We start from the raw sequence: 24,379 nt of genomic DNA on the forward strand, positions 1-24,379 counted from the left end.
GTTAGGTACGCTGATAAAGCGCACCTAACTTTCGGGATCATTACATTGAGAAAGTCCGAGAAACCGACAAAACGATTCGCTCATCAGCCGTATCAATATCTAAATTAGTATTCTCGGCAGCCAATTCAATGTTAAACGCATCTAAGCTCGTTTGATACGCCAACCGGTAATGGTGGTAAGACTTTTCATCGTCTTTCCAAAGCCACTTGTCGCCGTCCAATGAATTAGACACATCAAAGCTTGCTCTTACAGAATGATTTGGTGCAATCTCAAAAGTATGCGCAACCATCGCTATCGTGTGGCCTACATCAACGCCAAAATAGTCCCAACTGTACCAAAAGTTAAACTCTGTTTTCCCTAAGGCATTATTATAACCAAACTTTGCATATGCCTCAGGGTAGTTCCCATCACTAGACTCACTTGCGCCATGATACGTGTAATAGGCAACACCATAGTCAACACTCCAGGCTGTATTAAACTCATGATACTTGCCAATGTAAAAATCCCACTCGATATCAGTGTCACCAAAGTCAACATTTGACGCCCAAGAGCCTACATAAAAACCGCTGTCGAAAGACTTATCGATACTACCTTGTATAGCAGGGTCATTTTGAGTCTGGCTAACACCATTGAATGTGTAGTCTGACGCCGCTGTTATAGTCGTACTCAAGTCGGCCATCGAAAGTCCTGAAAATAGGGCCAATGGGAGCAATGCAATTTTATTTATCTTTTTCATATTTAGCTGACTGTTTTTATTTTGTTAAAATCAATTTCATTATCTTCTGGCGAACTGTGTATTCCACCGACCGCACGCAACTTTTTACCAACAATATACCCAAAGCATGAGAAGAAAATTGCAATAACAATCGCCCCTACCCATTGGATTTGTAAAAAGTTAAGTTGGAACAAGAGAGTGAGTAGCGATAACACAATTATATTGAGCCCAATATAATTGCTTTTACCTAAACGCTGTGTGGTCAAGCCTAAGTTGTCTGTATATAAACGTATCAGAGAGTCTAAAGAGTTAATCACGAAAACAACGCCCACAAACACCATTGCAAAATTAGTCAGTCCTTCAGTGGAGATCCCAGCTTCATGGTAATGGTACAAGACAGCAAACCAAGCTGCGATAGGAATTGACGGGAATACGAGCATGGCAGCCAAAACTTGATAGGTTTTCAATCCACCGACAAAACGAGCTGTAAATTGGCCAATCATAATGCTCCAAGCAAACCACCAAAAGAGATAAAATTCGTGATAGTCATTGAGAGGCAAAACAAACTGGTGCATATTGGCAAAGTAGTCGCCCATCAATGCCAAGTTTGTAAAATAACTGCCAATTTCGCCATCGCCTAGTAAGAATGCATCAGCCCATAAAAGAGCAATTAACCCTATGAAAACCCAAGTAGTAGAAACACTGAGTAGCCTCACATACTTAATGTTTGTACTGGAGTAAACAGCAAGTGAGATAGCTAAAAAGACGATTAAATAAAATGGTGCGACAATGGATTCACCGTCACCTACACTTGGCAGATACCAAGGCAAATTTGATAACAGTAAAAATGCGGTAAAGGCACAAGTGCCAATAATTACCACATTGTTGATAAGTTTAACCAAAGGGATCTCGAAGAACTTCACTTTTGGCTCAATTACGCAGAAATAAAAACAGGTCAGGAAATAAAACCCCCAGATTAGAAATCCCCAAAATCCAAACTCAATGGCGAGCGGGTTGGTAAATCCATATTCTGGGCTTGCGCTTATGTCTGCGTAACCTGCAAACTCGGTTAATGGAAACATGATCAAACCGACATCAAGTCCCGAAGTAAATAAAATCGCGATAAATGTAAATGTTTTAACTGGAGTCACGCCCACAACTTGAACGCAGCCCCATTTGTAAAGAATAAAAGCGATAGATAGAAGGGTAAATAATACGCCTGCGCTAAGCCAAATGGTCATTATCGCCCTCCCAAAATAAGTAAAAATAACTCATATATTTTTCCGTTTAAGGTTGTAATTATTATGCTTGCTTATTTTTCCTAACCTAGATAAGGATGGACACGCCTCAGCAAGCGAATGATGGTTCAAAGACCAGCACTAGACGAATTCTTTAAATATTTAACGTTGTTGATGACGCCAATCGGGATGAATAAAAGTGATTGCCGTAGAGGGTGGCAAAGGTTTATTCCCTAAAATCATATCTGAGGCTTTTTCAGCTACCATGATCGTTGGTGCATTGAGGTTTCCGTTAGGTATAGTCGGATAGATAGACGAATCGACGACTCGTAGCCCTGTAATTCCATGCACTCGAAGTTCAGAATCAACGACTGCCATATCGTCCTCACCCATCTTGCACGAACAAGACGGATGATAGGCGCTCTCTACAGCTTGACGTACAAACTCGTCAATTTCTTCATCGGTCTGAATATGCTCACCTGGCTGGATTTCACCCTCCCTATATTCATCAAATGCCGATTGCGAAATAATTTCTCGCGTAAGGCGCACACAGGCCCTAAACCCTTCTATGTCGTCTTGATGTTGTAAATAGTTAAACTGAATTTTTGGAGCAACCATTGGGTCACTAGACTGAACAAGCACAGAGCCTCGACTTTTTGGTTTATTGTGCCCTACATGAACCTGAAACCCGTGCCCCTCAAATGCAGATTTACCATCGTATCTAATTGCTGCGGGTAAAAAATGATACTGAATATCAGGCCACTCGATGCCAGCCTTAGAACGAATAAATGCACACGACTCGAAATGGTTTGTCGCACCCAGCCCTGATTTGTTCAAAATCCACTTGGCACCAATCAAGCCTTTTGATATCAATCCAAGTTTGCCATTTAACGTGATGGGCTGTTTGCATTTATATTGAAAGTAAAACTCAAGGTGGTCTTGTAAGTTCATACCCACGCCTGGCAAATGGTGTTTTACTTCAATAGCCGCTTTTTGCAATGTCGTAGAATCACCAATGCCTGACAACTGCAAGATATGAGGCGAGCCAATTGGCCCAGCGCTTAAAACAACCTCTTTATCAGCTATGGCGGTCACTAAAGCATCACCCAAAGCGTATTCCACACCTTTTGCATGCTTACCATCTAACAACACTCGTGTTACTTGAGCGCCAGTTACCACAGTCAAGTTATTGCGAGCTTTGATTGGATCTAGATAGGCACGGCTTGTGGAGCAGCGAACCCCATCCTTAACAGTCATATGCATCGGGCCAAAGCCCTCTTGCTGCTCACCGTTGTAATCAGTGGTAACCGGATAGCCCGCTTCATTTCCGGCCTCAATAAAAGCACGATAAAGGGGGTTCACCATATTATTGCCGTTATTGACACCTACAGGCCCTTCTCCACCTCGATAATCATCTTCGCCCATCAGCCAAGTTTCAGCCTTTTTGAAATAGGGTAAACACGTTTGGTAGTTCCAACCTTTAGCACCATGGCTTTCCCACTCATCAAAGTCCTTTGCATGACCTCTAACGTAAACCATGCCATTAATTGATGAAGAACCGCCTAGCACTTTTCCTCTCGGACAGTGCATTTTACGATTGTTTAAATATGGCTCTTCCTCGGTATGAAATTGCCAAGCATATTTCTCGGTATTCATAGGAATAGAGAGCGCAGTAGGCATCTTAATGAAGATACTCTTATCTGAGCCGCCAGTTTCAAGTAATAGGACTTTGTGCTGTGGGTCGGCTGAAAGGCGATTTGCCAAAACACAACCGGCAGAGCCAGCACCAACAATGATGTAATCAAACTGAGACATAAGCCCTCCTAGAACGGGCTTTCTATCTTGCTCATACCAACATACACAGATTTTGTTTGTGTGTAGCTGTTAAGCGTTTCTATGCCATTTTCTCTACCAATTCCCGACTGCTTGTAGCCACCAACAGGCATTTCAGCCGGTGAATTTCCATAGCTATTTATCCAGCAGATGCCCGCATTTAACTGATGGATCACCCTATGAGCCCGTTGAATATTTAAGCTGAATACACCCGCTCCTAACCCCAGTTCAGTGTTGTTTGCCCGAGCAATAACATCCGCTTCATCTTCAAATATCAGAACACTCATTACAGGCCCGAATATTTCTTCTTTTACGATGCTCATATCGTCTGTACAGTCAACGAAAATCGTCGGTGCAACAAAGTACCCGTTTGGAGCTGATTGCGGTGATATAGGATGACCACCTGTCAAAAGTGTCGCGCCTTCCTTTTTACCGGCTTCTATATAATTAAGAACAAGTTGCTGATGTTTTTTGGAAATTAAAGCACCCAAGTTAACTTCGGGGTCAAGTGGGTTGCCCGCAATAATATTTTGCTCAGTACGCGCTTTAAGTTCATCGATAAATCGCTGATAAATATCCTTATGAACATACACCCTTGTACAGTTAGTACAAATTTCACCTTGCGTATAAAAGTTGCCTAGCATCGCCGCGCTGACAGCCTCAGACACATCCGCATCATCGAATACGATAAGTGGCGACTTACCTCCCAACTCCATCGTAACGTCTTTCAGATTAGACGCGGCACTCTGCATGACACGTTTACCAGTCCCAACTTCACCAGTAAAAGAGACTTTTTCAATATTAGAGTCAGACGTTAACCACTGGCCAACTTGTGCAGCGCCTTGAACTACGTTGAATACACCCGGAGGCATACCTGCTTCTATAAAAATTTCGGCAAGTTTAATCGCACCAAGCGGTGTCTCTTCGGAAGGTTTGAAGATTAAGCTATTGCCTGCCGCAAGCGCTGGGCCCGACTTCCAGCAAGCAATTTGCAATGGATAATTCCATGCACCTATACCTGCACAAATGCCCAAAGGCTCCTTACGGGTATAAAAAAAGTCGCTCCCAACCGGTTGCTGCGTACCCACTTGTGTTGGTGCCAAGCCCGCGAAATACTCAATTACATCGGCGCCTGTTTGAATATCAACGCAATCTGCTTCTTGAATAGGCTTACCCGTATCTAAAACTTCTACCCGTGCCAGCTCGTCATTTCTCTCTCTAAGCAACGCAACCGCTTTGTTTAAAATCCGGCTGCGTTCAACTGGCGCCATTGCTGACCATATTGCAAAACCTTGTTTCGCACTCTCAATTGCGCGAGCCTGAACATACTCATCGGCGACCTCAACATGATAAATTACTTCATCAGTGGCTGGATTTTTAACAGGAAATGTTTCTTGAGATTGGTTCGCGATAAATGCGCCATGAATAAAGTTTTGATAAACCATCGTGGTCATACTTGTACTCCAGAAGATGAGATTAGAGATGAGATATATTGCTTGGCCAGCAACTCGGCTTCTTTGAACGTTTCTTCGTCGGCTTTACTCAGCACCGCACGTAACCACAGCCCATCAATCATAGCTGCGGCTAGCTTAGCAGCTTGCTGCGCTTCATCTTTCTCAAAATAGTGGAGAAATGAATACGCTAAGTTGCTATAGAGCCTTTTAGAATTAATAGCTTGTAAGCGATGCAGCTGCTCATCATGCATTGATTGCGACCAAAAACTTAGCCATGTTTTTGTCGTTTTGCTCTGTTGTTGGAGCATTGAGAAATTCGCTTCGACGATGAACATCAAACGCGTATGGGCATCGCTGTTTGGTTTAACTTTAGACAGCAAACTGGTTTTTAAGTTGGTCAGAAGGTAGCGAACGGTGGCCTCGATCAAGCCCTGCTTTCCACCAAAATAATGACTAATGATCCCTGAGGATAAACCTGCGCGTTTACTAATACTATTGATAGTCGTTGCATGCAAACCTAGCTCTGCAACTGATTCTAACGTCGCTTCTATTAGCTGCTGACGACGTATTGGTTCCATTCCGACTTTTGGCATAACTTTTTTAATTGAACGTTCAATTAATTATAAATTATATAGACCTCTAATTATTATAACAATAAGCAATTCGTTAACATTTTTACCAAAAGCTTTGGTGAATTTATCAAAAAACACGTATGCCATTGTTTTAATTAAGCAATAAGCCTATCCAAATGGCTGAATGTTAAGCTCCAAACTTACAGTACAATCAATAATTAGTTAGTATCCGAACAAAAATAGATAGCTCTCTAATTAAAACCTGTCGTTTTTTTGTCCTATAAGCATGCTGATGATACTGCGAAATGTATGCAACAATTAAATCCGGGGGCTATCGAAAGGTGACAATAAGCGCAACCTTAAAAGACAAGGTTGCGCTTACGAGTTTGATACGCAGATTGCAGTTACGCCGCTTTTGGACTCAACTGTTTGCTAAAGTTTATAACTTTATCAGAAATAAGATAATTAACTGGCACCAAAATCAGCGTAATAAAGGTCGCAAACACAATACCAAAGCCCAGAGAGACGGCCATTGGGATTAAAAATTGTGCTTGGGTTTCTTGCTCAAATAACAGCGGCATTAAACCAAAGAATGTGGTAATACTAGTCAACATAACGGGCCTAAATCGTGCCGCTCCGGCAGTCAATACGGCCTCCATCACCTCTTTGCCTCGAGACCTTTGTTTATTAATGTAGTCGACTAGAACCAGTGAGTCATTGACCACAACGCCTATCAGCGCCAGCATGCCCAATAAGCTCATAATCGTGAGCTCCATTGACATGATCCAATGACCAACCACCGAGCCGATTAGACCAAATGGGATCACACTCATCACGATTAGCGGTTGAACGTAAGATTTAAACGGGATCGCGAGCAAGGCGTAGATAATGAAAAATACGAACAATAATGCCCACCCTAACGAGCCAAACGACTCACGCTGCTCTTTGGCTTCCCCTTCCAGTGAGTGGGTTACCCCTGGGTACTGCAAAACAAGTTGATCTAAGAAAACCTTGAGCTCTTCTTGTAACACCGTCATGTTGGTATTCTGCTTTTCGATATCTGCCGTAATGTTGACTGTTCGATAGCGATCTATACGATAAATGTTCGACGGGCTTTGACCCGGTGTCAGTGTTGCAACATGGCTCAGCGGCACTGAAGCGGAGTTTGGAGTATCTATCAACAGAGTATTAAGCGTCGCTAAATTACTACGCTCTGCTAGAGGTAAACGTACCATCACTCTCACGTCATCTCTGCCACGCTGGATCCGCTGAACCTGCGCGCCAAAAAACGCACTTCTAATTTGTCGAGATACATCTGTGCGGGTTAACCCCAGCGCCTTGCCCTGCTCTGTTAGTTCTATTTGTAGCTCTTCTTTACCATCGCTCAAGCTATCTGTGATATCAAATACGGTTGGAAAAGTCGCTAACTGCGCTTTGACTTTTTCAGCGGCGTCTTTCAGTACTTCAAGAGAGGTGCCAGTCATTTGTACATCAATCGGATCGCTAGAGCGCCCTATTTCAGCTCTAAACGTCAAGCTTTCGGCTCCTGGAATAACGCCGATGAGTGTTCGCCATTCTTTTACCAATTGCCGAGAATCAATTGAAGCTGAGCGAGATTCAGGCGGGGTTATTTCAAAACGCACTCGCCCGGAATTTGAAGCGCCACCACGCCCACCTGTTGTCGCTAAAATATGCGTTATAACACTTTCCCCAGTCTCTGGATCTGTGTACTTCTCTTTTAATAACTGCGCTTTATCTGACATTAAATCAATGTACTTTGCCGTAACTTCAAATGGGGTTCCCGTTGGTAAGGTCAGATTCGCTCTTACGGTTTCACTTGGAATGCGAGGGAAAAATATAAACTTGGTCCATCCGCTGGTAATGAGTGCAACAATAATCATGAAAACGCCAACAAATGCACTTAACGTGACCGCTTTGTTTGAAACCGCAACCTTCAAAGCTGGTTGATAATACTTTAAAATTGCACGTTCGAATCCATCAGCAAAGTTCTGTTGAAATTGGCTGAATTTATTCACTTTGCCTTTGTCTTTTCGCAATTTCAAATTCTTTAAGTGCGCGGGCAGTACGAATTTGGACTCAATCAAAGACATCAATAAAACAGGGATCACAACTGCCGGAATTTGCGCAAAAATGGCACCACGTACCCCATCAATAAATGCGAGCGGTAAAAATGCAGCCACCGTTGTTAAAATGCCAAAGGTAACGGGGGTTGCTACCTCTTGGGTGCCTTTAATCGCCGCCATTTCACCTGATTCCGAGCTGTTGAGATGCGTGTATATGTTTTCACCTGTTACTATTGCATCATCTACGACAATACCAAGTACAAGGATGAACCCAAACAAGCTCATTATATTCAAACTCATACCAAAGAGTGGCAACGCAATAAACGCCCCCATAAACGATACTGGGATGCCAATAAAAACCCAAAACGCAATCGCAGGTCTAAGAAAAAGCGTAAGTAATGCAAGGACCAGAATACCACCTTGCAATGCATTAGAAGTCAGTGTGGCAATACGCTTTTTGACAATGACAGAGTCATCATCCCAGTAACTCAGCTCGTAGCCGTAGGGTAATGAATCTTGGCGATTTTCTATATAGCTTTTAACTTTATCAGCAACCTCGATGGCGCTTTGTTGACCAATGCGATACACCTCAATAAAGGCGGCTTGTTTCCCGTTAAACCGGGTTCTAACCGGCGTTTCTTCAAAGCCATCAATGATATTGGCCACATCAGACAGGTAAATTACCGAACCATCTGCATTGGTTTTTATCGCAATATTCGCAAATTCATCTTTACGGTATGCCTGTCCCTTTGAGCGCAGTAATATATCTCCACCTGACGACTTTAAGTTTCCTGCGGATATGTCCGCACTAGACTTCCCAATCAGATCAGCAATCTGATTTATGGTTAATTCATATTGCCGTAGCTTGTCTTGGCTAACTTCTATCGCCACTTCATAATCACGCACGCCGTCTAAATCGACTTGTGTGACGCCAGGTATACGTAACAAATCGTCTCTCACCTGTTCAGCAAACTCTCGCGTTTCCTTTTCTGAGTAGCTTCCAGCTACGGTTACCGTAATGACATCCCTTTTACGCTCAGCAAGTGAAATGACTGGTTTTTCGGCATCTGCTGGGAAAGTATTGATTGCATCGACTCTACTTTTTACATCTGCCAGCATTTCACGGGGGTCATAACCGTTTTCGACCTCTATCGTGACATTTGCAGATCCCTCAGCAGAGCGGCTTGAAATCTTTTCGATGCCCTCTAAGTCTTGTACAGCTTCCTCTATTCGGATCGAAACACCTTGTTCGACATCTTCAGGTGTGGCACCTCTGAGTGTCATACTGATGCTGATCCTATCCGTTTCAAATGACGGAAAAACTTCTAATGGAATTTTTGTAGATAGCGCAAATAAACCTCCAAACAAAATAGAGATCATAAGCAAGTTGGCGGCAACTGAATTTCGAGTAAACCAAGCAATCATATGCCCTTCTCCTGCGTTTTTTGCAGTCTTTCAGCTAAAACTTGCTCTACACTAACGCCGCGCTCTGCTGCTATTTTTTCCACTCTGCGCTGCTGCTTTTCAGTCAGTTGCTCCCAGCTTCTCGCCTTACTTTTGTCTTTTTGCAGCGACGGGTTCATAACGGCTACACGAGTTCCTGAACTTACTTGGCCAAGAGGCGTTGTCACTAACCTCATGCCTTCAGACAAACCCGACTTAATAATCGCGCGCTCATCACTTTGCCAAGCAAGTGTGACATCTCTTCGCATCAGTAGGTTGTTGTTATCTAATACATAAACGTAGCTGCCTTGGTAAATTGCACTGTTGGGAATACTGATTGCCTTACTGAGTGTTCGGCCAGTTATCTCTGCATTCACGTATTGACCAATTTTTATGGCAAAGTTGTCTTGTCGCTTAACTGAATATGGGTCGTCAATCTGCGCGACCACATATAACTGCTGAGACTGCTCACTAATGGCACCTTCAGTTCGTACAATGTTGCCAATCCACTGTTGCTCAATGCCCAAATCAGAGCTTAATATTACTTCGGCAAGCTCGCCATGCTGTGTCCCCTCTCTAGACTGTTCCGGTAATGTTAAAAACACCAAATCTCTATTGTTTATCGGTAGCCTAACTTCCACATAGTCAATGGCATAAATTTCAGCGAGTTGGCTATTCGTCGAGATCACCTGTCCAAGGTCAACTTTTTTACTCAAAATACGACCAGCAAATGGAGCGATTATTTGCGTTCGCTCAAGCGCCAACTCTGCTTGAGCAAGCTTCGCCTGTGCCGAAAGTACATTTGCCTGCTGCGCGGCTAATTGTGGTTTTCGCAGCACCAATTCGCTGGGTTTAGTCCCATCGCCTAGCCTTTGCCAATCAATTTCAGCTTGCTTTCCACGCGCTTCTTCCTCTAGAAGGCTTTGCTGTGCGCTCAACAGCGTTGCTTTAGCTACTTGTACCTCAGCTCTGTAATCTCGGTCGTCGATACGCAGTAGCAATTCACCTTTTTCGAAAAATCCTCCATCTCTAAAGCTATCGTTTATTTCGCTTATCTGGCCTGAAACTTGCGCCACCAGCATGCTTTGCGTTCGAGGCTGTACAACGCCATAACTCCTGATTTTCATCGTAAAAGGGGCTGCAGAAATGGTTTCAAAATCTACCGTCATTTGCGCTTGAGGTTTACCTTGACCGCGCTTTGCCTTTGGAGGATTAGAAGTGATAAAAATCACCAACACAATTGATATAGCCAATACAGCTAATGGCAAAATAAATTTTTTAACTAGATTCATTATTGTTTTCCTCAGGCTGAGATAATTTAAAGTCTCCGCCCAATGCGAGATGGAGCGCCACACGATTTTTAATTAATTCATTTTTTATTGAAATGAGACTGCTTTGCGCTTCAAACGAACGCTTTTGTGCATCTAACACTGTGGTGTAACTAACCAGACCTTTTTGATATTGCTCAAAAGATAATTGTTCAGCCAATTTAGCGTTTTTCTCTGAAATCAGCGTTTCTGAATATCTGGTGCGTAATGCTTGTTCTTGGCTTATTCCATTTTCAACTTCTGTAAATGCGTCTTGTAGACTATCGAGGTAAGACAACTCTTGTGCTTTCAATTGCACCCGAGCTAACTCTTCATTGGCAGCCAGTCGGCCTGCATTAAATAGCGGCGCCGAGATACCGGATAATAATGACCAGCCTGCTGAAGACATTGAAAAGGCGTCATTAAAGTTGATGCTACTGGAGCCATAATTCGCAGTTAAATTGATACTCGGGAAACGACTTTTGTGCGCGAAAGCAAGTGCCGCGTCTTGTGCTAAAAGTTGATACCAACTTGATAACAAAGCAGGTTTACGACTAACCAGCTCGGAGGGTACACCCATGGTGATGTTTGAATTTAATAATGGTAAATCAGCTTCCACTAACAACTGAGCGCTGGGATATTCACCGATTAAGCGCTCAAGGCTTCTTTTTCTTTCGCTGACTAAAGCGCCCTGCTGAGCAACTTTTGCTTGCTCGTTGCTGTACTCATTGCGAGTTAAATACACATCTAAAGCACTATTTAATCCTTGTTTGTAACCATTTTCGATAATGTCCAAGTTTTGCTCGACGAGCTCTAAGCGCTGATAAAGCAACTCTAACTGCTTTTGTCCTTCAATTACTGAGAACCAACTTATCACCACATCTGCAACCAAGTTATATTGTTGCTGCATAAACCCGGCTTGGCTAGTCATGACCTCCAAATTGGCTTGGCGCTCATCAGCAGCCAGTTTCCCCCACAAATCTAACTCATAGCTGGCTTTCAGACCAAGTCCATGGGTGGTAGAAAGTGCTCCGGTATTTGCAGCTTTACGTCTTGCGCTATCAAACGAAACTTCAAGGCTTGGCCAAAGTGCACTGCCTGTGGCAATTAACCTTTGACGAGCCGCTTCAATCTCTGTTGCTTGTTTGGCAATTGATAAATTGTTACTCAAAGCCTGTGCTACCAACTCGTGCACTTGCGGGTTTTCAAGCTGTGTTAACCAGCTTTGCTGTACTTCACCCTGAGTATGCGTTTGCAGCCACTTATCAGGTATTTTTAGTTCGCTTCGGTAGTTTTCTGCGATTTGAGCAGTCGAATTACAACCAACTAAAACGCCTGATACAGCAACAACAAGCACTATGTTTTGCCACATTATTCTCTATTCCTAAAGAGTCTATGAATATTATTTTAGTTTAGTGTGCGACAAAGCGATGACTCAACAAACTTTACATAGCCTTACAATCGCTCAAATTTTGCCAAAAATAGTTTATAGCTTGTACTCATTGAGCACGAAAATAGATCAACGAACTTTTCAGCCCCGGATAAAACACAAAGCAATGTTAAAGAAGAGAGAGAATAGACCGATAGTAGTTCTTAGAACAAACGGCTAGCTACCATGATACTGCGTCGCATAACTAGAAAGTGCGCTTTAAAATCAAAAGCAGCATCGGTGACATCTCTTGCCAGCATTTGCCATGAACCAATTAAAGCTGAAGCCAATTTAACTCATCGCACTCCTAGATACAGGATAAAAGGACCCCTTACGAGATATACGCTGAATTTTTATTACCTGCGAAAAGCTTGAGTTACTCTCAAACCAACGGCAAGGGATAGATTTGTATTGATGTAAAAAAACACCCCAATAATTGGGGTGTTTTCAAAGTTGAACTTTAGCCGTAATAACCTTCGCCAGCCTCAGCTTTGGCTCTTAGCGGTTCAGAAGGTGTGAACACCTCATTCTCTGTTGCATAGGTCGAAAGCTCAGAGCAAACTTTATTGATACCGCGTTTATCCATATAACTAAATGGGCCGCCCAAGAATGGTGGGAACCCTATACCAAAAATAGCTCCAATATCACCGTCACGCGCTGATGCAATAATCCCCTCATCAAGACACCTTGAGGCCTCATTCAGCATTTGAGCAACACAACGGTTGGCAATTTCTTGCTTGTTTAGCCTTGGCGCTTGGGTAATGCCTAGCAGCTCATAGACTGACTCATCCACTTTTTTACCCTTCTTGCCTTCGTAAGAGTAAAAACCTCTGCCCGTTTTGCGACCCAAGCGCTTGTTATCTATCATACGCTCGAAGGCATTTGGCGCCTTAAATCGCTCTCCTAGTTCTTTTTCAAGAATTGGGGCTATTTTTGAACCAATATCTATGCCGACTTCGTCAAGTAACGCCAACGGCCCAACAGGGAAACCGAATTCAACCAACGCAGCATCAATTTTCTCAATTGGCTCGCCTGCTAATAGCAAGTTAGCAGCTTCATTGACATATGGCGCGAGTATTCGGTTGACGTAAAAACCAGCTTTGTCTTTAACAACAATTGGTGTTTTACCTTGTTTACGTGAGAAATTGACTGTTTTTGAAATAGTCTCTTCAGAGGTGCCTTCGTGAGGAATAATCTCTACCAGTGGCATTTTCTCCACAGGAGAGAAATAATGTAAACCAATTACATTTTCTGGGCGTGCCGCCTTTTCAGCAATCTGGGCAATCGGCAACGACGAAGTGTTACTTGCAAATATCGTGCTTTGAGAACATTCTTTTTCGATGTCTGCAACCATCCCTTGCTTAAGGGCAAGATCTTCAAAGACCGCTTCAATCACAATATCGATATCTTTAAAACCACTGTAATCCGTTGTGCCTGTGATGCTATTCATGGTCGACTGCATCTCAGCTTTAGATAGAATACGGCGCTTTTGTTTTTTCGATAAAATCTTGTAGCTATAGTTTAGCGCATTACTGATCCCTTGATGGGCAACATCTTTAATGCGCACGCGTACGCCTGCTTTAGCAGCACTTACGTGGGTAATACCAGCACCCATCAAGCCGCCGCCCAGTACCGCAGCGCGTTCAATCTTTGCGTTACTGTCGCTTTGCCACTCTTTTTTCATTTCTGTGGTCGCGAAGAAAATACCACGCAATGAACGAGATACTTCAGTCATTACTAAATCTGCAAAACCTTCAGCTTCAGTTTTGTAAGCTTTTAATTCGTCCAGTTCTACAGAAGCTCTTACCGCTTTGATAATTGCAAAAGGCGCTGGGTAATGTCCACCCGTTTTCTTTTCAACATTTTCTTGCGCTTTTTTGAAAATCACATTTCTGCCAAACGGATTTGATTCCAAGAGCTGGCTTAACTTGTCTAGTTTCGGTTTACGTGGCTTTGGTTTTCCTTTTCTTGCCAGTTTTACCGCAACATCCATTAAAATACTTTGAGGTACACAGTCATCAACCAATCCCGTTTTGCTCGCCTGTTTAGCCCTAACTTGTTTACCAGTGAGCATCCACTCCAGTGCTTTTTGAATACCGACAAGTTTAGGAAGCCTTTGCGTGCCACCGCCACCAGGCAGTAAGCCCAATTGAACCTCAGGTAACCCAAGTTTAGTTTTGTCATCACTTGTACAAACTCGATAATCACAAGCCAAAGCAAACTCTAGTCCACCACCGAGCGCAGCACCATGGATAGCTGCTACAGTCGGGTAAGGTAGCGCCTTCATTTTAAAAAATGCTTGCTGGCACATTTCAGAAAGGCGTAGTGCATCTTCGCGAGTATTTGCATTGTCTAGCATTTTAATATCAGCACCAGCAATAAAGTTATCTGATTTACCGCTGATAAATACCATACCTGTTACATCGTCGTTTCTACCTTGCTCTAAGATCTCCAGCAACTCATCGGCAAATGAATCACGCAGCGTGTTCATTTTTTCACCGGGCACATCGATTGTAACTAACGCTACTTTGTGACTATTCAATTCATAACTAAATACTGACATTTATGCACTCTCCAATACAAAAGCCGCACCTAAACCACCGGCTGCACACGCTGTTGTAAGCGCTAGTCCACCACCTCGACGTTTAAGTTCGTTTAAACTCTGAGTGATTAATCGAGCTCCAGTTGCTGCAAATGGGTGTCCATAAGCCAAAGAACCACCATTGACGTTAAATTTATCCATATCTATTTCACCAATCGCTTTACTGCGACCTAGCTTTTCTTGTGCAAATTTATCAGAAGCAAACATTTTCACATTCGCAAGAGCCTGAGCTGCAAATGCCTCATGCATCTCGATAAGATCTAAATCTTTCAATTCAATGCCTGCTCTATCGAGGGCCAGAGGTGTTGAATGTGCAGGCCCCATTAGCATATCTTCATGCACACCAATGGCAGAAAATGCGTATGAACGCACATAACCTAGAATTTCATAGCCCAGTGCTTTTGCTTTGCTTTCGCTCATCATTAACACCGCAGCGGCACCATCAGTCAGTGGCGTTGCATTTGCAGCAGTCACTGAGCCGTGTTTCCTATCGAATACAGGGCGTAACTTAGCATAGCCCTCTAATGAAGAGTTCGCTCTTATATTATTATCTTTATCAATGAAACCTTTGTACGGTTCAACATGTGCAGTCATAACTTCTTGAGACAACAGACCATCATCCCAAGCTTTTGCAGCCAGTGAGTGAGAACGATGCGCGAGTGCATCTTGCTCTTCTCGGCTAATGCCGTGCGTTTTGGCCATTTGCTCTGCCGTATCCCCCATAGACAATCCGGTAGAGTATTCTGCAACTGCTGGAGGAACAGGTAATAAATCTTTGAGGCGTAGCTTAGAAAAAATCTTCAGTCTTTGACCTAAAGTGCGTGCTTTATTTAGGTCAACTAAACTGCCCGCGAGCTTTTTACTAACACCAATAGGTAAGACAGATGAAGAATCAGCACCGCCCGCGATACCAACAGCAGTATGACCTGCGATAATTGACTCCGCGACGTTAGCAACCGCTTGAAAACTGGTTGCACACGCGCGTGATACAGAATACGCATCCACGGAGACAGGCATCCCCGTTCCTAATACAATTTCGCGAGCAATATTTGGCGCTTCAGGCATTTGAACAACTTGGCCAAAAACGAGTTGGTCGATTTCTTTCTTATCGATGTTCAAACGCTCAAGCATTTCATTGACAACGGTTTTTCCCAAATCTAATGCTGGCACATGGTGATAAGCAGTAGCTTGTTTTGCAAATGGAGTTCGCAGACCACTGACAATGGCAATACGGTCTCCGTTTATTGTTTTTAGTATGTTTTGTTCAGACATGAATTTTGCTCTCCCGCTGACAGGTCTGACCTGTTATTTTAATCCGATTCTAAACAACCGAATCCGTTATGCCAATAGAAATTTAAAAATTGTCTGTAAAATCACAGTGCAAATTAAACTTAGCGCGAAAATTGTACAATTCAAAAAGTTGCTGAAAAATATATTAAAAGTTTGGAACTAAACCCAAATATACGGTCTAAGAAAAAAAGCGGAAATACACCTCAAAAGCTTGAGTTTTCCTTTTCAATCCATATAAATAAGCAACAAATTTGTCAGAACAAGGACAAACAAGCATGGCAGTTAATGAGTTTACTGAACTAAAAAAATTTTTAGATACGCAAATCTTAGGTCAACCTGACCTTACTGAAGCACTTCTTATTGCAATTTTAGCTGACGGACATTTGTTAGTAGAAGGTCCGCCTGGATTAGCTAAAACACGTGCAGTCAATGCTTTGGCAAAAGGTATTGAGGGTAGTTTTCAACGAGTTCAGTTTACCCCAGATTTGTTGCCAGCAGATATTACTGGTACCGATATATATAGACAACAAACCAGTGAGTTTGTATTTGAAAAAGGGCCACTTTTTCATAATTTGATTTTGGCCGATGAAATTAACCGTGCGCCAGCAAAAGTACAGTCGGCACTGCTAGAAGCGATGGCTGAAAGGCAAGTTACGGTAGGTAAAACAACATACCCATTGCCAGATTTATTCATGGTAATGGCAACACAAAACCCGTTGGAGCAAGAAGGTACATACCCTCTACCAGAAGCACAGTTAGACAGATTTTTACTGCATCTGAATATTGACTACCCTGACGCGCAAACTGAGTTAGAGATACTCCGTTTGACTCGGGGTGAAGCGCTTAGTGATAAAAAAGTCACCTTTAGCCCAATTAGCCAACAAACATTGTTTGAAGCTCGCAAGAAGGTTTTAGCATTACACTTGGCAGAACCTTTGGAACAATATTTAGTCCAGTTGATTATTGCGACTCGAGAAGCCGCAAAATTGGATGAGCAGTTAGGCGCATGGATCGAACTTGGCGCAAGTCCACGAGCGACAATCGCTTTGGATAAATGTGCAAGAGCGCACGCTTGGTTACAACAACGAGACTTTGTAACGCCAGATGATATTCAAGCTGTTTTGCATGATGTACTGAGACATCGCATCATTCTGAGCTACGAAGCACAAGCTGATGGCATCACGAAAGACCAAGTGATCAGCCGTATTCTCGAGCTAGTGCCAGTGCCATAAACTTGGCTGATTTATATGAAAGCGAATATAGACACAACGAGCTGGTTTTCTAATAGTCATAGCAACGGCTTTGAATTAGGATTAAAAGAACTGCTTTATTATAAAGCGAAGTCACGTTTACTTGATTTAAAGCCCAAAGGACAGATCCGCAGTGCACAAGCAGGGCAATACCTCGCACCACACAAAGGGCGAGGGATGGAATTTGCAGAAGTACGCCAGTACCAATACGGAGATGACATCCGCGCCATTGATTGGCGGGTCACTGCCCGTACTGGTGAAGCGCATACTAAGCTATATCAAGAAGAAAAAGAGCGCCCTGTTTTTATTTTCACAGATCTATCAAACAGTATGTTGTTTGGCAGTCAGTTACTGCTTAAGTCAGTGCAAGCGGCTCACTTGAGCGCACTTGTCGCATGGTCAGCCACCCAACGAGGCGATAGGTTGGGCGGAGTCGTATTTTCGGAACACAGCCATCATGAGCTAAAACCAACTGCTCGCGACAAAGGTGTGTTGGCATTTTGTCATCAATTGTGTGATGTGCATGAAACAAGCCTAGCGAATAGAGACACGCCTTTGCAAAGTCGTTTTAATGAAAACTTAAGGCGCCTCAAACACCTTGCTAAACCTGGCAGTTTAATCTATCTCATATCCGATTTTTCAGACTTAAACGATGAGAGCTTTTCATTACTTGAGGGCTTGAGTCGCCATTGTGAACTTATTGGATGCCAAGTCAGCGATCCTTTTGAGCACCAATTACCTGAATACAGCGATGCCATCGAAATTCAAGGTGCACAAACCTCATGGACCCTGCCGCTTGGCGACAAAAAATTTAGAGAAAAATTCGCGCAGCAGGCGGAACATGTGTTTAGTACGCGGCTTCAGCGTTTAAGTCGCTCGGGCATGACCATGCTTAATTTTTCTGCCGCTCTACCATTGGAAACCCAGCTCTCTAGGTAACATTTATGACTCCCTCTCCACTCGATGCCCTAAATGACGTTTTACCACCCGAACAGGTTGCTTGGTGGCCACTGTCTTTACCTATGTGGGCACTTATACTGTTTTGCTCCGCACTTATATTGGGTCTCGCCATTATTACTTACCGTCGTTGGCAATTTGGCGCAGCAAAGAGAGAAGCCATAGCGCTAAGCGCTCAATATCAAGCTGACCCATTAGCTTTACACGGTGTGTTAAAGCGACTGACAAAGCACTATTACGGTAACAACATGGCTGCTCAATCAAGTGCAACTTGGTGTAAAACATTAAACCAGTTAACTAAAGCAAATTTTCAAGAACAAGATATTGTGTCGCTATACAACCCAAACTCGAGTTCGGAATTACTTCCTAAACTCTTAGAGGCAATAAAAACATACAAAATAAAGGAGCGCCTAGATGTTTGAATTTGAATGGCCTTTGGCGTTTTTACTGCTTCCACTCCCTTGGCTCATTGCCAAAGTCAAACCTCGGCCAGCGAAGGCTTTACAAAAAATACGTATGCCCAGCTATGCCACGTTAGGTACTAAAGGCGCTGAAGTACAGCCAATTTCTGCAGCAAAAAATTGGTTAGAAATATTAATATGGTTACTCCTTGTCACAGCATTAAGTAACCCAAGTTGGCTTGACGACCCCATTACTTTGCCCAGTGAAGGGCGAGATATAATGCTTGCCGTGGACCTCTCGCACTCGATGGCAGAAGAAGACATGGAATATAATGGTCGTTACGTCGATCGTCTGTCAGTGGTTAAAGCAGTGCTCAGTGATTTTATTGAAGAACGACAAGGTGACCGATTAGGGCTAATCCTTTTTGCGGATACGGCATTTTTACAAACACCACTTACTCGTGACATCAATACTGTCAGTCAAATGCTTCAAGAGTCACAAATTGGCCTCGTTGGCAGAGCAACTGCGATCGGCGATGCACTTGGGTTGGCGGTAAAGCGTTTTAATCAAAAAGAAGAAAGTAATCGCATTTTAATTTTACTTACAGATGGAAGAAACACTGCCGGTAATTTAGAACCCGATGAAGCACTGATACTCGCTCGCGAAGAGGGTATAAAAGTGTATACCGTAGGTGTCGGATCTGATGGACGCAGGAATTTAGGATTTTTTTCAATGGGCAGTATGGGTGGCAACAGCATTGATGAGCAAACCCTGACACATATTGCTGATGAAACTGGTGGAAAATACTTTCGTGCAAAAAACGTTCAGGGCCTTCAGCAAATTTATGCTGAATTAGACAACCTTGAACCAATCACCGATGAAGATGAAACATTCAGACCCAAACTCGCGCTCTTTTATATCCCTTTGCTAATGGCGATAGCACTATGGGCGCTCGCGATCCTTATACGCGCCGCGAAACAATGGAGGCGAGAAAAGTAATATGACCGAATTTCAGTTCATCCGCCCAGATTTGCTATGGCTTCTCGTACCGTGGGCCATCATAACAATAATTCAGTGGTATAAACGCGCTAGCACGCAAGAGACTCAGATTATTGCCCCACATTTAGCGAACGTTGTTCTTGCGAAAAGCGATGAGCAAAAAGTGAGTCAATCCTCTTGGCTTACAGGCCTCATTTTATTTCTTAGCATATTAGCAATAGCAGGCCCAAGCATCGAGAAACAAAGTGTCCCAGTATTCACAGCAAAACAAGCACGCGTTATTGTCATGGATATGTCTTACTCCATGTATTCAACCGATATCGCACCAAATAGACTAACGCAAGCTAGATTCAAAACGCTCGATATGCTTCAACTATTTAAAGAAGGTGACACGGCGCTTGTAGCATATGCGCAAGATGCATTTATTGTTTCTCCTCTTACGAGTGACATCAAAACACTGGAAAACCTAGTACCAAGCATCAGTCCACAAATTATGCCTGGCAAAGGGTCAAATGTGCTTGCAGGTATCGACCAAGCTAAAACGCTGTTAGAACAAGCCAACTATACACAAGGTGAAATAATACTCGTCACCGATGAAGTAGAAACAGACGAAGTCACAGATATTCAATCTATGCTGTCCAATAGCGGTTATACGCTGCATGTTTACGGTGTGGGTACGGTCCAAGGTGCACCAATTAGCGTACCAGAAGGAGGCTTCTTAAAAGACCGGTATGGGCAGATTGTAGTTCCTAAGCTTTATGTAGACAGATTAAAGTCGCTTGCTCAAAGATTAGGGGGGAATTACGCAAGCTATGCACCTGATAATTCGGATATTCAATCATTTTCAAATATACAAAGAAGCGATATAGAGCAACCTGATCAACCAAATGAAACTCTATGGCGTATAGATGCGGGAAAGTATTTGTTGTTTGTTATCTTGCCGTTGGCATTAATTGCTTTTAGAAAAAGCGCCCTAGCATTATGTTTTACACTATTTGCTTACCTGCCAAGTACACCGTCCTATGCTGCCGAGTGGCAATCATGGTTTAAAAATACCGACCAAAATGCGCTTTCAGCCTACCAAGAGAAAGATTATGAAAGTGCAGGCTCGGCGCACGACCTAACACTAAAAGGGGCCGCTTTGTACCAACAAGGTGAATTTGAGCAAGCCGCTAATGTGCTTGCTCAGTCGGATTCTTCAATTGGTCAGTACAACCTTGGCAATGCACTCGCTCAACTTGGTAAGTTGAATGAAGCCATAGATGCATATAACAGAGCACTGGATATCAACCCTGAATTCGAACAAGCGAAACAAAATAAAGCTTTGGTAGAACAGCTCAAAGAACAGCAACAAAACCAACAAAACTCTGACCAAAATGACCAGCAGCAGGACCAACAGTCTTCTGAACAACAAGAAGGCGATCAACAGCAGTCTCAGGAACAGTCTCAATCTAACTCTGACCAACAAGGCGAACAAGATGCTCAGCAGCAAGACTCGCAAGGGAATGAGTCCGACGAGCAACAAAGTGAACAATCACAAAATGCCAATGGTGAGGAGCAACAAGAAAGAGAGAATCAAAACCAACCAGAACTTGCCAATAAAGAGTCAGAGCAAGAGTCTGACGGACAGCCCCAACCTCAGCAAGTTGATAAAACTCAGCCAAATGAAGCTCAGGGTGAGCAGAGCAAACAACAAGTTCAGGGTCAAATGAGAGAATTAACTCCCGAAGAAAAGGAAAAAGCTCAGCAGCTAGATCAACTTTTACGCCGAGTACCGGATGATCCAGCCATTCTTCTAAAGAATAAAATGCTTTTAGAATCAAGACAGAGACAACAACAAAGACAACCAGTAGGAGCAGAAAAGTCATGGTAATGCGAAATGCTATTTATTTTTTAATCTTTGCGCTCGCACTACCCGCTTGGGCCATTGATAAGCTGACTGCAAGTGTGGACAAAAACCCAGTGCTGGTGGGAGAGTATTTCACCCTTACGATAGAAGCAAATGGAAAAGTATCTGGCCAAATGCCAGACACCTCTGCCCTATCTCAACGCTTTGTAACAGGTCCTATCAGCACAAGTTCTCGAACACAAATAATCAACGGTAGTATGAGCAGTGCTACGACTTGGCAAATGCAAGTCATGTCTAGACGTGCAGGTGATTTTACAATCCCATCGTTTGAAGTTGCAGGTGAGCAAAGCCAACCGCTTAATATTAAGATCGTAGCGCGTGACCAAGATGCCAGTGAACAAAAGGACGTGTTTATTAAGGTGAGTTTAGAGCCTCAATCCCTGTACGTTCAACAGGCGGCACTTTATACGATGAAACTCTATATCGGTAAGGATTTAATTGAAGCGCAGCTCAGTGAACCAGTTATGACAGACGCGACCTTGACCGCCATGGGCCAGCAAAAAGAAGATTACGAAATCGTTGAGGGTCGACGCTATAGAGTCATCACAAGAAATTACCTGATCCAACCGCAAAAGAGTGGTACATTCAGTATCGATCCACCCGTATTTAATGGTCAAGTAAGAGAAGGCTATCGCCGAATGGCAATGAGCGCAATTGGCGAAACCATTGATGTGGAAGTCAAGCCAATCCCGAACGATTATCGTGGCGACTGGTTACCCAGTGAATTGGTTAATTTAGCGGAAGAATGGCAACCAAGTGACAATAAAGTAGTGGTAGGCTCTCCTATCACACGCACTTTTACACTTACAGCACTTGGGATCACAAAAGAGCAGATGCCTGATATTGATGTACCCAGTGTTAGTGGCTTCAGGATTTACCCTGATGAAACTGATAGAAACCAAATGGCACGGGATGGGCGTGTAATATCCCAGCTTGTTGCGTCATACGCTATCCTGCCTCAAAAACCGGGTGTTTATACTTTACCTGAAGTAAAACTTCCATGGTTTAACACCGTCATAAACAGAGTTCAGTATGCAACTTTGCCTGCTCGCACAATTGAAGTCGTCGCAGATCCAAATCAACCTCAAATCCCCAGCCAACCAGAAGAAGTACAGACATCGACAAATAATGACCAAAGTCTAACGGCTGTTGAACCACAAATTGTTTATAAAGAAGCTGAAAAATCGGTCATCGACTGGGCAATCTCGACTTTTGGCTACATACTGTGGGTTATTACAATGGTTATTTGGCTGGTTAAGTCTCGCAGGCAGCTACCTCCTGCGCCTACTCATAGCATTAAAGAGCAAGAAGCGGACATTTCTGCTTTGGTAAAAGAGCTATCATTGGCCGCAAAACAAGGTGATGCTGGTGCATTTTACAAGTCATTGAGAAAATATGTAGAAACCGGTCAGAAACTCACTGTTAAGGCTTGGCTTAATAAGCAAGACACCGAAATCAGGGACGAAATTGCAAAACTGCAAGCATCCCTTTATAGTGCAAACGAATCTGATGTAGATACTCTCTCGCTGTACAAAAAAATAATTAGTGCTGAAAAGCGTGTAAAATCAGGCACTCAGAATCGCCTCGAGCAGTTGTATTAAAATAATATGGCGAAAAGTGAAATAATATTGCTAAAGACAAGGTCTAGTTAGCATGACCCAAAAACAAAAACGTTACGAATCGTTGGTACAGGTCTACCATACAGAGCTTTACCGCTTTGCCTATTGGCTGTGCCAAGATCCAACTATTGCAGAAGATTTGGTTCAAGAGACTTTTTTAAGAGCGTGGCGTTCTTTAGACGCCTTGCAAGATGAAAAAGCAGCCAAATCTTGGTTATTAACAATATTACGACGAGAAAATGCACGTCGTTTTGAAAGAAAACAATTTGACTATGCGGATGTTGAGCACGACACACTAGAGGACACCAAAAGCACGTCATTAGACGACGAAATGGAACAAACTGTTGTGCAAAGACAAATTAGCCAATTAGCATCTGAATATCGTGAACCACTGTTACTGCAGGTTGTCATGGGTTGTTCAGGTGATGAAATCGCAGAAATTTTGGAGTTAAACAAAAACACAGTCATGACTAGATTGTATCGAGCGAGAAATCAGCTAAAAGAGGCATTAACCAACGTGAATGAATCAGCAAAGGGGGCATCAAACTGATGGATGATTTAGAATTTCGTCGTCGCCTGTTCGCAGATCCAAACGATGAGCAGCTTGCCCAAGAAGCAAAGGGTGATCCGGAAAAGCAGCGCTTAGTTGATGAAGCGCAAGATTTTGATACTATGCTGGGCGATGCATTTAAAGTACCGGTTCCCAGTGACTTACAAGCAAAACTGCTTGCGCAAGTTGAAGAAGAGCCGAAACCGGTAACATCATCTAATGTGGTCAATATCGCTTGGTATAGACGATTCTCGGTACCCATCGCTTCAGCGGCGTCGGTGATGCTTGCGGTTTTGGTGTATTTTAGCTCAGCAGTTCACGCCCCTCTTCATGCAGGTGAGCATGCTTTAGAGCATGTTTATTATGAGGAAAGCGCGTTAAGGCTTAATAAAGAAGTAACCTTACAGGTCGTTAATGAAAAACTGGCTATGCTTGGCGGTAAGTTAGAAGCGATGCCCGGTAAAGTGACCTATGCGACTTTTTGTAACTTTAAAGGCCAAAGAAGCTTGCACTTAATTTTTCAATCTGAACACGGCCCCATGACGGTTTTTATTGTACCAAGTGATAGCAATGATTATAGAGATGGTAAGTCCCATTTTAATGATGAAAGATTTGCAGGCTCTATCAACAAAGGTAAATATGCAGACACCATATTAGTTGCGAATGTTGGAACGCCTATTGAAAAATATCAAGGTGAAGTCAACAACTCCTTACGCTGGCTATAAA

Annotated in this window: 19 protein-coding genes; 8 read left to right on the forward strand and 11 right to left on the reverse strand. The window is 43.1% G+C overall.

From position 1 onward, the window contains the following. Positions 1 to 40: 40 nt before the first annotated feature. The 11 genes from N480_RS18770 to fadI all read right to left on the reverse strand — a co-directional run bounded on the left by N480_RS18770 (position 41) and on the right by fadI (position 15,949). Positions 41 to 736 carry a TorF family putative porin gene (locus tag N480_RS18770; RefSeq protein ID WP_063373961.1) on the reverse strand — a complete coding sequence of 232 codons (696 nt, stop codon included), beginning with the start codon at positions 734 to 736 and terminating at the stop codon, positions 41 to 43. Between the two features lie 2 nt (positions 737 to 738). Continuing rightward, entirely contained in the window at positions 739 to 1,956 is a 1,218-nt protein-coding gene (locus N480_RS18775) for a BCCT family transporter (RefSeq protein WP_063373962.1), read from the reverse strand. Positions 1,957 to 2,115: 159 nt separating this feature from the next. Then, positions 2,116 to 3,768 carry a choline dehydrogenase gene (gene betA, locus N480_RS18780; protein WP_063373963.1) on the reverse strand — a complete coding sequence of 551 codons (1,653 nt, stop codon included), beginning with the start codon at positions 3,766 to 3,768 and terminating at the stop codon, positions 2,116 to 2,118. Between the two features lie 8 nt (positions 3,769 to 3,776). Continuing rightward, positions 3,777 to 5,240 carry a betaine-aldehyde dehydrogenase gene (gene betB / locus N480_RS18785; protein ID WP_063373964.1) on the reverse strand — a complete coding sequence of 488 codons (1,464 nt, stop codon included), beginning with the start codon at positions 5,238 to 5,240 and terminating at the stop codon, positions 3,777 to 3,779. Continuing rightward, positions 5,237 to 5,833: a transcriptional regulator BetI gene (gene betI / locus N480_RS18790; protein ID WP_063373965.1), complete on the reverse strand. Its 597-nt coding sequence runs from the start codon at positions 5,831 to 5,833 to the stop codon at positions 5,237 to 5,239. Before betI ends, betB begins: the two co-directional genes overlap by 4 nt. Positions 5,834 to 6,216: 383 nt before the next feature. After that, complete coding sequence (locus tag N480_RS18795; protein ID WP_063373966.1) at positions 6,217 to 9,321, reverse strand: efflux RND transporter permease subunit; 3,105 nt, start codon at positions 9,319 to 9,321, stop codon at positions 6,217 to 6,219. Next, positions 9,318 to 10,631, reverse strand: a complete 1,314-nt coding sequence (locus tag N480_RS18800) for an efflux RND transporter periplasmic adaptor subunit (RefSeq protein WP_063373967.1) — start codon at positions 10,629 to 10,631, stop codon at positions 9,318 to 9,320. Before N480_RS18800 ends, N480_RS18795 begins: the two co-directional genes overlap by 4 nt. Next, on the reverse strand, positions 10,618 to 12,018 hold the full coding sequence (locus N480_RS18805; protein WP_063373968.1) for an efflux transporter outer membrane subunit: 1,401 nt from the start codon (positions 12,016 to 12,018) through the stop codon (positions 10,618 to 10,620). The genes N480_RS18800 and N480_RS18805 overlap by 14 nt, the downstream gene beginning before the upstream one ends. Positions 12,019 to 12,239: 221 nt before the next feature. Further along, positions 12,240 to 12,365: a hypothetical protein gene (locus tag N480_RS25945; RefSeq protein WP_269201035.1), complete on the reverse strand. Its 126-nt coding sequence runs from the start codon at positions 12,363 to 12,365 to the stop codon at positions 12,240 to 12,242. Between the two features lie 170 nt (positions 12,366 to 12,535). After that, positions 12,536 to 14,638, reverse strand: a complete 2,103-nt coding sequence (gene fadJ, locus N480_RS18810; protein WP_063373969.1) for a fatty acid oxidation complex subunit alpha FadJ — start codon at positions 14,636 to 14,638, stop codon at positions 12,536 to 12,538. Next, positions 14,639 to 15,949, reverse strand: coding sequence for an acetyl-CoA C-acyltransferase FadI (fadI, locus tag N480_RS18815; RefSeq protein WP_063373970.1), 1,311 nt, complete (start codon positions 15,947 to 15,949; stop codon positions 14,639 to 14,641). Positions 15,950 to 16,242: 293 nt separating this feature from the next. Between fadI and N480_RS18820 the strand changes: the two genes are divergently transcribed. The 8 genes from N480_RS18820 to N480_RS18855 are packed head-to-tail and all read left to right on the forward strand — an operon-like array spanning position 16,243 to position 24,378. Then, on the forward strand, positions 16,243 to 17,199 hold the full coding sequence (locus N480_RS18820) for an AAA family ATPase (protein ID WP_063373971.1): 957 nt from the start codon (positions 16,243 to 16,245) through the stop codon (positions 17,197 to 17,199). Positions 17,200 to 17,214: 15 nt separating this feature from the next. After that, the gene (locus tag N480_RS18825) at positions 17,215 to 18,156 is read left to right on the forward strand and encodes a DUF58 domain-containing protein (protein ID WP_063373972.1); all 942 of its coding nucleotides are present in this window, start codon (positions 17,215 to 17,217) and stop codon (positions 18,154 to 18,156) included. A gap of 5 nt (positions 18,157 to 18,161) precedes the next feature. Continuing rightward, positions 18,162 to 18,596, forward strand: a complete 435-nt coding sequence (locus N480_RS18830) for a DUF4381 domain-containing protein (protein WP_063373973.1) — start codon at positions 18,162 to 18,164, stop codon at positions 18,594 to 18,596. Next, the gene (locus N480_RS18835) at positions 18,589 to 19,575 is read left to right on the forward strand and encodes a vWA domain-containing protein (RefSeq protein ID WP_063373974.1); all 987 of its coding nucleotides are present in this window, start codon (positions 18,589 to 18,591) and stop codon (positions 19,573 to 19,575) included. The genes N480_RS18830 and N480_RS18835 overlap by 8 nt, the downstream gene beginning before the upstream one ends. Before the next feature lies 1 nt (position 19,576). Then, a complete protein-coding gene (locus N480_RS18840) occupies positions 19,577 to 21,448 on the forward strand; it encodes a VWA domain-containing protein (protein WP_063373975.1) in 1,872 nt (623 codons plus the stop codon). Then, positions 21,442 to 23,085, forward strand: a complete 1,644-nt coding sequence (locus N480_RS18845) for a BatD family protein (protein ID WP_063373976.1) — start codon at positions 21,442 to 21,444, stop codon at positions 23,083 to 23,085. The genes N480_RS18840 and N480_RS18845 overlap by 7 nt, the downstream gene beginning before the upstream one ends. A 52-nt stretch (positions 23,086 to 23,137) precedes the next feature. Continuing rightward, the gene (locus N480_RS18850) at positions 23,138 to 23,653 is read left to right on the forward strand and encodes a sigma-70 family RNA polymerase sigma factor (RefSeq protein ID WP_063373977.1); all 516 of its coding nucleotides are present in this window, start codon (positions 23,138 to 23,140) and stop codon (positions 23,651 to 23,653) included. Then, entirely contained in the window at positions 23,653 to 24,378 is a 726-nt protein-coding gene (locus N480_RS18855; protein ID WP_063373978.1) for a DUF3379 family protein, read from the forward strand. The genes N480_RS18850 and N480_RS18855 overlap by 1 nt, the downstream gene beginning before the upstream one ends. The last annotated feature ends 1 nt before the right edge of the window (position 24,379 follow it).

Origin of the sequence: Pseudoalteromonas luteoviolacea S2607, assembly GCF_001625575.1 — a bacterium.
GTDB classification, from domain to species: Bacteria; Pseudomonadota; Gammaproteobacteria; order Enterobacterales; family Alteromonadaceae; genus Pseudoalteromonas; species Pseudoalteromonas luteoviolacea_E.

Excerpts from the sequence above, each read along its gene's own strand:
- N480_RS18770 (WP_063373961.1), bottom strand. The coding sequence starts at position 736 with ATGAAAAAGATAAATAAAATTGCATTGCTCCCATTGGCCCTATTTTCA.
- N480_RS18775 (WP_063373962.1), bottom strand. The coding sequence starts at position 1,956 with ATGACCATTTGGCTTAGCGCAGGCGTATTATTTACCCTTCTATCTATC.
- betA (WP_063373963.1), bottom strand. The coding sequence starts at position 3,768 with ATGTCTCAGTTTGATTACATCATTGTTGGTGCTGGCTCTGCCGGTTGT.
- betB (WP_063373964.1), bottom strand. The coding sequence starts at position 5,240 with ATGACCACGATGGTTTATCAAAACTTTATTCATGGCGCATTTATCGCG.
- betI (WP_063373965.1), bottom strand. The coding sequence starts at position 5,833 with ATGCCAAAAGTCGGAATGGAACCAATACGTCGTCAGCAGCTAATAGAA.
- N480_RS18795 (WP_063373966.1), bottom strand. The coding sequence starts at position 9,321 with ATGATTGCTTGGTTTACTCGAAATTCAGTTGCCGCCAACTTGCTTATG.
- N480_RS18800 (WP_063373967.1), bottom strand. The coding sequence starts at position 10,631 with ATGAATCTAGTTAAAAAATTTATTTTGCCATTAGCTGTATTGGCTATA.
- N480_RS18805 (WP_063373968.1), bottom strand. The coding sequence starts at position 12,018 with ATGTGGCAAAACATAGTGCTTGTTGTTGCTGTATCAGGCGTTTTAGTT.
- fadJ (WP_063373969.1), bottom strand. The coding sequence starts at position 14,638 with ATGTCAGTATTTAGTTATGAATTGAATAGTCACAAAGTAGCGTTAGTT.
- fadI (WP_063373970.1), bottom strand. The coding sequence starts at position 15,949 with ATGTCTGAACAAAACATACTAAAAACAATAAACGGAGACCGTATTGCC.
- N480_RS18820 (WP_063373971.1), top strand. The coding sequence starts at position 16,243 with ATGGCAGTTAATGAGTTTACTGAACTAAAAAAATTTTTAGATACGCAA.
- N480_RS18825 (WP_063373972.1), top strand. The coding sequence starts at position 17,215 with ATGAAAGCGAATATAGACACAACGAGCTGGTTTTCTAATAGTCATAGC.
- N480_RS18830 (WP_063373973.1), top strand. The coding sequence starts at position 18,162 with ATGACTCCCTCTCCACTCGATGCCCTAAATGACGTTTTACCACCCGAA.
- N480_RS18835 (WP_063373974.1), top strand. The coding sequence starts at position 18,589 with ATGTTTGAATTTGAATGGCCTTTGGCGTTTTTACTGCTTCCACTCCCT.
- N480_RS18840 (WP_063373975.1), top strand. The coding sequence starts at position 19,577 with ATGACCGAATTTCAGTTCATCCGCCCAGATTTGCTATGGCTTCTCGTA.
- N480_RS18845 (WP_063373976.1), top strand. The coding sequence starts at position 21,442 with ATGGTAATGCGAAATGCTATTTATTTTTTAATCTTTGCGCTCGCACTA.
- N480_RS18850 (WP_063373977.1), top strand. The coding sequence starts at position 23,138 with ATGACCCAAAAACAAAAACGTTACGAATCGTTGGTACAGGTCTACCAT.
- N480_RS18855 (WP_063373978.1), top strand. The coding sequence starts at position 23,653 with ATGGATGATTTAGAATTTCGTCGTCGCCTGTTCGCAGATCCAAACGAT.